Consider the following 11,611-nt stretch of genomic DNA (forward strand, 5'->3'; position numbering starts at 1 on the left):
CAAAGTAAGGGCTCTATGTCTTCCTCCGAAACCCTCACGCCGATGATGCAGCAGTATCAGAGCATCCGGCGGAGCCTGCCTGCCGACACAATCCTGATGTACCGGCTGGGGGACTTTTTCGAAATGTTCTTCGAGGACGCCAAGGAGGCTTCCGCGCTGCTTAACCTGGCGCTGACCAAGCGCGGCCAGACGACCCCCATGTGCGGCGTCCCGGCTCAGGCGGCTGACGGCTACATTGCCAAGCTCGTCGCCGCCGGTAAGCGCGTGGCCCTCTGCGACCAGATCGGCGACCCGCAGCCGGGGAAGATCGTCCAGCGGGAGATCACGCAAATGATCAGCCCCGGCACCATCGCCGACCTCAATCTCCTCGACTCGAAGACAAACAACTACCTGGCCGCCGTCTTCCAGAAGGGCACCGCTTTTGGCCTCGCCTTTGCCGACACCAGTACGGGGGAATTCCGCCTGACCGAGGTTCCCGACGCCGCGGCCCTTGAGGACGAGCTGCTCCGGATCACCCCGGCGGAAGTCTTGATCGCCGACGACCAGCAGGCGACCCTCCCGGCTATCCCTCACGCGGTCGTTTGCGACGGCTACATTTTCCTGCCCGATCACGCCGGGTTCACGCTGAAAGAGCACTTCAAAGTCCAGTCGCTCGACGGCTTTGGCTGCGCGGGGCTGACCGCCGCGACCGGGGCCGCCGGGGCGCTGCTCCATTATCTAAAACACCAGATGCGCCGCCGCGCGGAGAACCTGACCGGCCTCTCCGTCTACCGCAACAGCGCCTTTCTGATGCTGGACGCCGCCACCCAGGCCAACCTGGAACTGGTCGCCTCCCGGGGGAGCCGCAACATGAGCCTCCTCTCCGCGCTCGACCGGACCATGACCCCCATGGGCGCGCGCCTCCTGCGCCATTGGGTGCTCCATCCGTTGCGCGACTTGGGCCCGCTCGTGGCCCGTCAGCAGACCATCGCCGATCTTCTTCGCGACGCCTTTCTATTAAGCAAACTGCGCGAGGCCCTGCGCGGCATCCGGGATATCGAGCGGACCATCGGCCGCCTGAGCGCCTCCGGCGGCAATGCCCGCGACTTACAGGCCCTCAAGACCTCCCTCGACCAGCTCCCCGAACTGCGCGCCCACCTTTGCGCCCTCCTGGAGGCGAGCCAGTTCGGTGCCCCGGAGAGCCCCTCGCTCGTCCAGGCCATCTACGAGGGCATCGCCGAATTCCCCGTCCTGGCCCGCGAGCTCGCCTGTGCGCTCGTGGACGAACCGCCCATCGCTATCAAAGAGGGGGGCATTTTCCGCGACGGCTACAGCGAGGAGCTCGATGAACTGCGCGCCGCCTGCCGCGAGGGCAAGGACTGGATCGCCGCCCTCCAGCAGAAGGAAATCGAAGCCACCGGCATCAAGTCGCTCAAAGTCCGCTACACCTCCGTCTTCGGCTACTTCATCGAAATCACCAAGGCCAACCTCGGCAGCGTCCCCGAGCGTTACCATCGCAAGCAGACGACCGTCAACGGCGAGCGTTTCATCACCCCGGAGCTGAAGGAAATGGAGGGGAAAATCCTCGGAGCCGACGAGCGTTCCAAGAGCGTCGAATACGAGCTTTTCGTCGCCCTGCGCGGGCGGGTGCTCGACGACCTCGTGCCGCTCCAGAAAACCGCCGCCTCCCTGGCCGCCCTCGATGCCCTGGCCTCCCTAGCCGAGACCGCCCGGCTCTTTGGCTACTGCCGCCCCGTGCTCTCAGAGGGCCTGCGCATTGCCATCGCCGACGGTCGCCACCCCGTGCTCGATCAGAGCCTGGGCGATGAGAAATTCGTCCCCAACGATGTGGAGCTCGACGGCGACGAGAACCGCCTCCACTTGATCACCGGGCCCAACATGGCCGGTAAATCGACCTACATCCGGCAGGTCGCGCTCCTGGTCCTCATGGCGCAAATGGGCGGCTACCTCCCGGCTCGCAGCGCGGAGATCGGCTTGGTGGACCGGATCTTCACCCGCGTCGGGGCCAGCGACGACCTCTCGCGCGGCCAATCGACCTTCATGGTCGAAATGAACGAGACGGCCAACATCTTGAACAACGCCACCGAGCGCAGCCTCGTCATCCTGGATGAAATCGGGCGCGGCACCTCCACCTTCGACGGCCTTTCCATCGCCTGGAGCGTCGCCGAATACCTGCATGACGCCGTCGGCGCGCGCACCCTCTTCGCCACCCACTACCACGAGCTGACCGACCTGGAAATGACCCGCCCGGGCGTCAAAAACTACAACGTCGCCGTGCGCGAGTGGAACGACCAGATCATCTTCCTTCGCAAGATCGTCAAAGGCGGTGCGGACAAGAGCTACGGCATCCAGGTCGCGCGCCTCGCGGGCCTCCCCGGGGCCGTGCTGGAGCGGGCCAAGGAAATCTTAACCAACCTGGAGCAGGCCGAGCTCAACGCCGACGGAAAACCAAAAATCGCCGCCACCCCCAGCGCCCTTCCGCGCGTTAAAAAGAAAGCCCCGCCGCCCGAACGGGACCGGCCGCAAATGACGCTCGGGCTTTAGCTTTAGGAAAAAAACAGCGCCGTGGCTACTTTCATGCCAAAACCATTCGGCTCCCAGGGATTGCCTTCGCTCTCCCCGCCTCCGAGCCCGGGCGGGCGCATCGGTTTTCTCGACCGCGTCCGGGGCGTTGCCATCCTGCTGGTCGTCGCCTATCACGCGCTGGGCGCCGGGTATGGCTTGGATCAGCTTCACTGGAGGCGGTTTCTGCGGGATTTTGTGGACGCTCCCCAGGGTTTCGTTTTTTTCACGCCCGTGACCTTCGGCTGGCTCGGCGTCGCCGTGTTTTTCGCCGTCAGCGGCTTTTGCATTCACTTAAGCCACCAGAAAGCCCGCACCCCCGGGTTCCGGAACTTCTTCCTGCGCCGGTTCTTCCGGATTTACCCGCCGTATTTCGCCGCCCTTTGCTTTTTCGCCCTCCTGTTTCCCTTGGTGACGATGCGCGCCGACTGCATCGCCAGCTTCCGGCAGTTCTGGAGCCATCTGCTGCTGGTCAATAACGGCACCTCGGAGCTCTTTTATGGGATCAACCCCTCCTTCTGGAGCGTCGTCGTGGAGGTGCAGCTCTACGTGCTCTATCCGCTGTTGCTTTGGTTTGTGGGGCGTTTCGGCTGGCGAAGCGCTCTCTGGGGGTGTGGCCTTTTGGAAATCGGGTTGCGGCTCGTCCAGAGCGTCCACTGTTTGCCCGATTGGGTCCTCGGCTCCCCCTTCTATTATTGGTTTAGCTGGTCGGTCGGCGCGCGGCTGGCTGACGATTACCTGAAAGGCCGCCCGCTCTTCCTGGCCCGCTGCCCGCTCTGGGTCTGGCCCGCCGCCGTGGTCGGCTCCAACCTCTTCCGGCCCGCCTCGACCCTCACCTTTGTCTTCGGGGCGCTGGCGGCCACGAAGTGGATTTCCTATGAACTCTCGCGCCCCACGGCCCCCGCCGCCGGGAACCTCTGGGGGCGTTTTCTGACTCGCGTGGGCGTGGTCAGCTACAGCCTCTACCTCTTTAACCAGCCGCTCCTGGGTGCCCTCGGTTCCGTGCTCGAAACCGCCGGGGCCCCGCTCCACTTTTCGCCGACACTCCGGTTTGGGGTCGTGCTGATCGGCGGCGGCGCGCTGCTGATCCTGGGTTCGGAGCTATTCTACCGCTGGGTGGAGGCCCCGAGCTCCGAACTCGGGCGGCGTATCTGCGCCCGGTTGGCTCGGTCCAAGGCATCTTCCGCCGCCGCCGAGAAAAGCGAGGTCAACGTTCTTCCGCCCTCGGCGTAATTTTTTCCCTCTTGCTCCGCAGGGAATGATTGAAGTGCCTATTGAAAGAGCAACTGGATCACCTTGATGGAATAGGCCCAGCCATGGAGAAAATCGACCGAGGCGTATTCATGCAGGGCGACAATCGCCCAATACTGGATTTGAAAACTTGTTTTGGATGTTTTATGGCGAAAAGTGCGCTGGGCAAGGAAGGCCCCGGGCCAGCCTCCAATGAACTCTAGAAAATGCAGCGTCGATTCCGGGATTCTCCATTCGCCGGCCTGTGCTCTCTTCTTGTCATGCCGGTAGAAAAAGTAGGTTGCCGCAGAGATGGCCGCCACATAACCAAACAGCCAACTAGGATAGGGGATCATCCCTGCCAAACGCAAAACACTCATCAGTGGCAACAAGAGCAGAGCGAATAGGACGGCAATATGGAGAGGCGAAACGCCGCCGCGGAATTGTCTTTTGGGATATCCGTTGTTGATTGTCACAAATGAAGAGGGCGGCTCTCGTGAATTCTTATCATGGGTTCGCCTCGTGACCCAAGAAATTCGGCGGCGGCATTGTAAACCAGCACCGCCGCCGTTTTGACGCGTTTTGGCGACGGGCTTTCCAAGGCGGGATAGATTTATACGAAAACTCTACAATGTGGCACTTTGACAATAGTTAAAGTCTTGGTTCTGGCTCGCAATGAGGGTGTCACAAGAGAAAATTGACCTCTGGCTGGTCTTGAAAGGCGACAGAACGCACCACAACATTTGCATTCCCTCGCTGGAGATTCGCAAACCGGGATGGTAAAACCTGCGGAACTTATGTCAGCCCAACGCAATCGCTCCTGGTACAGCGCCGCCGTCCTCATCTCCATCGGGGGTGGCCTGCTTTCCCGCTGGTTTCCCGGCCTCCTACCCGTCGCGCTTGGCAAATACCCCGGCGATGCCTTCTGGGCGCTGATGGTCTTTTTCGCCTGGGCCGTGGTGCTGCCGAAAAAGACCACCCTGGGCATCGCCGCCTTCGCCTACATCACCTGTTGCATCATCGAATTGCTCAAGCTTTGCCAGGCTCCGTGGCTCGTGGCCCTCCGCCATAGCACCCTGGGGCACCTGGTCTTTGGCCACACCTTCACGTGGCAGAACTTCATCGCCTACGCCGCCGGAGTCGCGATCGGGATCCTCCTGGAAGCCCTCGCCGCCGGAGTGGCCCGGTTGGGGCTGCGCTAAACATAGGGCAGGGCACCTTGCCAGGCCAGGGATAGCGCCGCTTGCCGCAAAAATTCCTCCTTCCCGCCTCTGTGCCCTCTGTGTTCTCCGTGGTGAGTTCCTTCGCCAAAAAACAAGCTGGCTTTCGCCCGTGGCCGGAATAGATTTTTCCCTTCCAACCCAAACCTTTTTTGCCCGAGACCGTGAGCAGCTACCAAGTTTTTGCCCGTAAATACCGTCCACAGACCTTCGATGAGGTAGTGGGGCAGGAGCATATTACCCAGACGCTGAAAAACGCCATCACCGCGGGCCGCCTCGCCCACGCCTATCTTTTCGTGGGTCCGCGCGGCACCGGCAAGACCTCCACGGCCCGCATCCTGGCCAAGGCCCTCAACTGCGCGCACGGCCCCACCGTCACCCCGTGCGGCGAGTGCGACGCCTGCCGCGAAATCGCCGCGGGCAATTCGCTCGACGTCATGGAGATCGACGGCGCGTCCAATAACGGCGTCGAGCAGGTCCGCGAACTGCGCGACAACGTCCGCTTCGCCCCCACCCACGGGAAGTACAAGATCTACATCATCGACGAAGTCCACATGCTCACCACGGCGGCCTTCAACGCCCTCTTGAAGACCCTGGAGGAGCCGCCGGAACACGTCAAATTCGTCTTTGCCACCACCGACGTCCAGAAGGTCCTCCCGACGATCCTCTCGCGCTGTCAGCGCTTCGACCTGCGGCGCATCCCGGCCAAGCTCATCTCCGAGCACCTGCAATTCATCGCCGGGCATGAGCACATCACCCTCGAAGCCGAGGCCGCCCACGCCATTGCCAAGGGGGCCGAGGGGGGCTTGCGCGACGCCGAGTCGATGCTCGACCAGCTCGTTGCCTTTTGCGGCGAGACCATCGCCGAGGCCGACGTCCTCTCCGTCTTTGGCTTCACGGCCACCCAGACCGTTTCCCAGCTTTGCGACCACCTCCTGGATGGCGACGCCCCCTCGGCGCTCGGCATCGTTCAGGCCCAGGCCCAGGCCGGGCGCGACCTGAGCCGCCTCATGTCCGACCTGATCGGCCACGTGCGCAACCTGCTGGTCGCCAAGGCCAACCCCGAGGGCCTAGCCGCTGAATTCGGCCCCGAGGCGCTCGCCGCTCTCGAAAGCCAGGCCGACCGCCTCCCCATGGACCGCCTGCTGGATTTAATCGAGCAATTCGCGGCGGCCGAGGGGCGCATGAAGTGGGTGCCCAACAAAAAGCTGCATTTCGAAATCGCCGTCATCAAAGCGATCCAGACCCTCGGGCAAGCCTCCCTTACCGAAGTGCTCGACACGCTCACCGCGCTCAAGACCGGCGGCGAAATCCCGGCCTCGGGTCGCATCGCCCCGCGCGCAGCAGCTCCCGCCACGCCGCGCCCGGCGCTCAAAACCGTACCCGAGCCCGCGCCTGAAGCTGCCGCCCCCCGGCGGTCGCTCGTCGCCGCATTCAAGAAAAACCTGGAGCCGCTGAAAGTCGCCCCCAAGCCCGCCGAGCCCACGCCGGAACCCGCGCCCGTGGCGGCGGTACCCGTGGCCGCGCCCGCGCCGGTCGTGCCCGAGCCAGAGGCGACCCCGGTTGCTCCGGAGGCGATCCAGCCTGAGCCAGAGGTGCCCCAGCCGGAACCCGAGCCGACCCAGCCCGTACCGGTCGCGCCCGAGCCCGACCCGTCCGACCGCGCCCCGTGGGAGGAAGCCCCCGAGCCTGCGTCCAAAACCGAGCCGGAACCCGCCGTGAAACCACTTCCCGAGCCCGAGGCGAAAATCCTCCCGGCCCCGGAACCCGTACCCGAAGCGCCCGCGTCCCAGGCCCCCGAGCCGGAGCACATCCCCCGCACGATGTCGCTCTTCGGAGACGACTCCCTATTTTCCACCCCCGAAGCCCCCACGGTAACGCCCGTTATCGAGCCGGAGCCCGAGGCCGACGAAACCGCCCTGCTTGAAGAGCCGGAGGCGCAGGTCGCCGAGGCCGAGCCCGACCGCGAGCCAATGGAGCCCGAGCCCGAACCGGAGCCCGAGGCGTCCGAACCGGAACCCGTTGTTCTCGAACCCGAGCCCGAAGCCGACATCGAGCCCGAAGAGCCCGTTCTCGCCGAGGAACCCGTCGAGGAACCGGAGTCCGAACCCGAACCCGAACCCGCGCCAGAACCAGAGCCGGAGCCCGAACCGCAGCAACCCGCGGCCTCAGAGACCGACGCCATTCTTTGGCCGAAAGTCATCCGGTACGCCCGCGAACGGCGTCGGCTCATCAGCAGCTGGATGGAGATGAGCGCCTTCCGGGGCATCCGCGACGGCGTGGCCACCCTGGCCTTCCCTCAAGACGCCGGGTTTGCCCGCTCCTCCCTGGAGAAGCCCGACCAGATCCGCTTCCTCAAAGAAGCCTTCGCCGAAGCCGTGGGCCAGACCGTCTCAATCGCCTTCGAGGTCCTCCCCGCCGGGGAGATCGTCCCGCCCGTCGTCATTGCCGAGGCCGCCCCGGCCCCGGTCGTCGATCCCATGGCGGAATTCCAGAACGACCCGCTGATCAAACACGCCCTGGAAGTCTTCCAGGCCGAAATCCAATTGGGATAATCTGCGGATTTCTGCATAACTATTTCCGCAAGTCCCCACAGTTCCTGATAAACTAACTTTTTTTCAACCCACACGACCCAACCTGACCCTATGAACATCCAGAAAATGATGAAGCAGGCGCAGAAGATGCAAGAGCAGCTCGCTCGCGCCCAGGAAGACCTCGCAGCCAAAACGGTCGAAGCTAGCGCAGCAGGGGGGAAGGTCACCGTTGTCGCAACGTGCGCGGGCGACATCGTATCCATCAAGATCGCCAAGGAAGTCGTCGATCCCGAGGACGTCGAATTTCTCGAGGAAATGGTCCTCACCGGAGTCAAGGCCGCCATCGCCAAGGGCCGCGAAGAGTCCCAGCAGGAAATGGGCAAGCTGACCGGCGGAATGGGTCTGCCGCCCGGGCTGCTGTAGAGTTTTAACCGCAAAAAAGGCGCCAAAAGCACGTTAGTGCTCGTTCCAGTCACCGGATTGACCGGATTGGGACGGGAAGGCGCGCTATTTTCCCCTAAAATGGATTCCATTCGTCATATAGCTCACCACGTCCGGCCGATCCCGAAATCCGGGATTCGCGACTTCTTTGAAGTCGTGCAGACCATGTCGGACGTCATCTCGCTCGGCATCGGCGAGCCCGATTTCGATACCCCCTGGCACATCCGCGAGGCCGCCATCTACTCCCTGGAAAAGGGCCACACCGGCTACACCTCCAACCTCGGCCAGCCCGCCCTGCGAGCCGCCATCGCCAAATACGTCGAAGAGCACTTCCACGTCGGCTACGACCCTCACACCGAGATCATCGTCACCATCGGCGTCTCCCAGGCCATCGACTCCGCCCTGCGCGCCATCTTGAACCCCGGCGACGAAGTCCTCTACCACGAGCCGTGTTACGTCAGCTACAACCCGAGCGTCACCTTGTGCCACGGGGTCCCCGTCGCGGTGCCCACCCGGGCCGAGGATAACTTCCGCGTCACCGCCGAGGCCATCGCCGCCAAAATCACCCCGCGTTCGCGCGCGCTGATGCTCAACTTTCCCACCAACCCCACCGGCGGCACCCAGACCCGCGAGGAGCTGGAGAAAATCGCCGCCCTCTGCATCCGGCACGACCTCGTCGTTCTCTCCGACGAGATCTACAGCGAGCTGACCTACGACGGAGCCGAGCACTTCTCCATCGCCGCCATGCCCGGGATGCGCGAGCGCACCGTCTTTCTGCACGGCTTCTCCAAGGCCTTTGCCATGACCGGCTTCCGCATCGGCTACGCCTGCGCCCCCGCGCCGCTCACCGACGCCATGATGAAGATCCATCAATACGGCATCCTCTGCGCCAGCACCACCTCGCAGGAGGCCGCCCAGGAAGCCCTCGAAAACGGGGCCCCCGCCGTCGCCAGCATGCGCCGGAAATACGAAGCGCGCCGCAACTACATCGTGCGCGCCTTCAACGACATGGGCCTCGACTGCTTGAAGCCGCTGGGCGCCTTCTACTCCTTCCCGAGCATCAAGAGCACGGGGCTTTCCAGCAAAGAATTCTCGCTGCAACTGCTGAAAAGCAAAAAAGTGGCCGTCGTCCCCGGCAGCGCCTTTGGGGAAAGCGGCGAGGGCTTTGTGCGCGCCAGCTACTCCACCAGCCTGAGCGAGATCAAAGTCGCCATGAAGCGCATCGCCGAGTTCTGCAAAGAGATCGGGGCAAAATGAACGCACGGCGCGGCATGGAGCAGAAGCGTTTCCTACGCCAAGCCCATCTTTTCTAATCAGTCTTATGTCCACTGTCACCAAAGCCATGCTCCTTGCCGCCGGGCGCGGCACCCGGATGCGCGAACTCACCAACGACGTCCCCAAACCGATGATCGCCGTGCGCGGCAAGCCGATCCTCCAGCACATCATCGAGGGCCTCAAAGCGGCGGGCATCACCGACGTCCTCATCGTCGTCGGCTACCGCAAGGAAGTCGTCACCGATTTCTTTAAGGACGGCGCGGCCTTCGGCGTTCGCGTCCATTACGTCACCCAGGAAGTCCAGGACGGCACCGGCCGCGTTGTCGAGCTGGGCAAGGACTTCGCGGGCAGCGATCCCTTCATCCTGAGCTACGGCGACATCCTCGTCGATCCCGCCAACTACCTTCGCCTTGCCAACCCGGGAGCCGAAGAAGCCGTCATCAGCGTCAAGCGCAACGAAGACGTCAGCAAAGGCGGCGCGGTCTTCGTCAACGAGCGCTTCGAGCTTACCGACCTGCGCGAAAAACCCAAGCCGGGCGAGCCGACCAGCCCCTGGTACAACGCCGGAGTCTACACCTTCCGCCCGAGCATCTTCGACTTCACCGCCCGGCTCCAGCGCTCCCCGCGCGGCGAGTTCGAGCTCACCGACGCCATTCGCGACCTCGCCCAGAGCGGCAAGCTCGTGCAGGCCTACGAACTGATAGGCGACTGGGCCGACGTGCGCGACCCCGAAGTCCTCGCCGAGCTGAATTCCAAATAGCGCGCGCCCGCTTTCCGGCGTAGGTTTCCTCTTCATTCTCAACCACTTCACGAACGTATGGCCAAAACGCAAAAAGGGATTTGTTACCTCACCGGGGCGGGCCCGGGGGACCTCGGACTCGTCACACTCAAAGCCCGCCGCGTCCTTGAAGCGGCCGACGTGGTCATCTACGACGCCCTCTGCAACCCCGAAATGCTCGCCTGGGCGCCCAAGGGAGCCGAGATCATCTACGCCGGGAAAAAAGCCGGAGCCCACACCCTGCCCCAGGAGGAGATCAACGCGCTGCTCGTGCGCCTCACCAAAGAGGGTAAACGCGTCGTGCGCCTCAAGGGCGGCGACCCCTTCCTTTTCGGTCGCGGCGGCGAGGAAGCCGAAGCCCTTGCAGCCGCAGGCCAAGCCTTCGAGATCATCCCGGGCATCTCCTCCGCCCTTGCCGTCCCGGCCTACGCGGGCATCCCCATCACCCACCGCGAGCACAACGCGCAAGTCACCTTCTTCACCGGCCACGAGGACCCCTCCAAGCCCGAGTCGTCCCTCAACTACGCCGCCCTGGCCACCCAGCCGGGCGTCAAAGTCATGCTCATGGGCGTCGAGCGCCTGGAAGCCATCGCCGCCGAGCTCCTGCGCCACGGGGCCTCGCCCAAGCTGCCCGTCGCCCTCGTGCACCGCGGCACCACCAGCCGCCAGCAGACCGTTCGCGGGCCCCTCTCCGAGATCGCCCAAATCGCCGCCGACGCCGGGCTCGCCGCCCCCGCCGTGGCCGTTTTTGGCGAAGTCGTGGCCCTGCGCGACAAGCTCAACTGGTTTGAAACCAAGCCCCTTTTCGGCAAACGCATCGTCGTCACCCGCACCCGCAACCAGGCCGGCGCCCTCTCCGACGAACTCCGCGCCCTCGGGGCCGACGCCTTTGAAATGCCGCTGATTCGCATCGAACCGCCGAAGGAACTCCTGGAGTTCGGCCAACTCGTCCAGGAGAGCCATACCTACGACTGGCTCATCTTCACCAGCACCAACGGCGTCGACGCCTTCTTCGACCTCTTTTTCAAACTCTACGACGACACTCGCGAAATTGGGGGTGTCCGTATCGCAGCCGTGGGAGCCGCCACCGCCGCCAAGCTCAAGGAACTGCACCTCCACGTCGACCTCCAGCCCGAGCGCTACCTGCCAGAGGAAATCATCAAAGTGTTCCGGAAGGATCACTCCGTCGAAAACGAAAAAATCCTTATCATCCGCCCGGAGAGGGCACGGGACGTGCTTTCCAAGGAATTAACGAAAATGGGTGCGATTGTAGATGAAGCAATAGCCTACCGGACCGTACCGGAGGCGGAGACTGCGGGCAGCACCCGGTTCCGGGAAGAGGGGGCGGATCTTGTAACATTCGCCAGTTCCTCCGCCGTGGAGAATTTCATGGCGCTGAAACTGCCGCTTCCGGCCGGGGTGCGTACTGCCAGCATAGGGCCGGTGACGTCGGCCACCATGCGCGAGCTGGGTCTTCCCGTCGACATCGAGGCCAAACAACATGATATTCCCGGGCTGGTCAAAGCGATTACAGGGTATTATACTTCCGTAAAAGAGCCGTAGTAAAAGAG

General features: G+C 63.5%; 9 protein-coding genes. 8 read left to right on the top strand and 1 reads right to left on the bottom strand.

All coding sequences use genetic code 11. The features are described 5' to 3' along the window. Positions 1-15: 15 nt before the first annotated feature. Together mutS and B2828_RS07765 are read left to right on the top strand one after the other, a co-directional pair. Positions 16-2,544: a DNA mismatch repair protein MutS gene (gene mutS, locus B2828_RS07760; RefSeq protein WP_479633142.1), complete on the top strand. Its 2,529-nt coding sequence runs from the start codon at positions 16-18 to the stop codon at positions 2,542-2,544. Positions 2,545-2,577: 33 nt separating this feature from the next. Next, positions 2,578-3,795 carry an acyltransferase family protein gene (locus B2828_RS07765; protein ID WP_479633143.1) on the top strand — a complete coding sequence of 406 codons (1,218 nt, stop codon included), beginning with the start codon at positions 2,578-2,580 and terminating at the stop codon, positions 3,793-3,795. A 38-nt stretch (positions 3,796-3,833) separates the two neighbouring features. Here the strand turns inward: B2828_RS07765 and B2828_RS07770 are convergent, their stop codons facing one another. After that, positions 3,834-4,268 (bottom strand): DUF1294 domain-containing protein, encoded by a 435-nt coding sequence (locus B2828_RS07770; RefSeq protein WP_479633144.1) that lies wholly within the window; start codon positions 4,266-4,268, stop codon positions 3,834-3,836. Positions 4,269-4,589: 321 nt separating this feature from the next. Between B2828_RS07770 and B2828_RS07775 the strand changes: the two genes are divergently transcribed. From B2828_RS07775 to cobA, 6 genes are all read left to right on the top strand, one after another. Then, entirely contained in the window at positions 4,590-4,994 is a 405-nt protein-coding gene (locus tag B2828_RS07775) for a ribosomal maturation YjgA family protein (RefSeq protein WP_479633145.1), read from the top strand. A gap of 182 nt (positions 4,995-5,176) precedes the next feature. Then, positions 5,177-7,567, top strand: a complete 2,391-nt coding sequence (gene dnaX / locus B2828_RS07780) for a DNA polymerase III subunit gamma/tau (protein ID WP_479633146.1) — start codon at positions 5,177-5,179, stop codon at positions 7,565-7,567. 90 nt (positions 7,568-7,657) lie between these two features. Next, positions 7,658-7,969, top strand: a complete 312-nt coding sequence (locus B2828_RS07785) for a YbaB/EbfC family nucleoid-associated protein (RefSeq protein ID WP_479633147.1) — start codon at positions 7,658-7,660, stop codon at positions 7,967-7,969. 99 nt (positions 7,970-8,068) lie between these two features. After that, positions 8,069-9,244, top strand: coding sequence for a pyridoxal phosphate-dependent aminotransferase (locus tag B2828_RS07790; protein ID WP_479633148.1), 1,176 nt, complete (start codon positions 8,069-8,071; stop codon positions 9,242-9,244). Positions 9,245-9,308: 64 nt separating this feature from the next. Next, the gene (locus B2828_RS07795; RefSeq protein ID WP_479633149.1) at positions 9,309-10,022 is read left to right on the top strand and encodes a nucleotidyltransferase family protein; all 714 of its coding nucleotides are present in this window, start codon (positions 9,309-9,311) and stop codon (positions 10,020-10,022) included. 57 nt (positions 10,023-10,079) lie between these two features. Further along, a complete protein-coding gene (gene cobA, locus B2828_RS07800; protein ID WP_479633150.1) occupies positions 10,080-11,603 on the top strand; it encodes a uroporphyrinogen-III C-methyltransferase in 1,524 nt (507 codons plus the stop codon). The last annotated feature ends 8 nt before the right edge of the window (positions 11,604-11,611 follow it).

It is taken from the genome of Spartobacteria bacterium UBA695, assembly GCA_002298145.1.
In the GTDB taxonomy this organism is placed as follows: domain Bacteria; phylum Verrucomicrobiota; class Verrucomicrobiia; order Chthoniobacterales; family Chthoniobacteraceae; genus UBA695.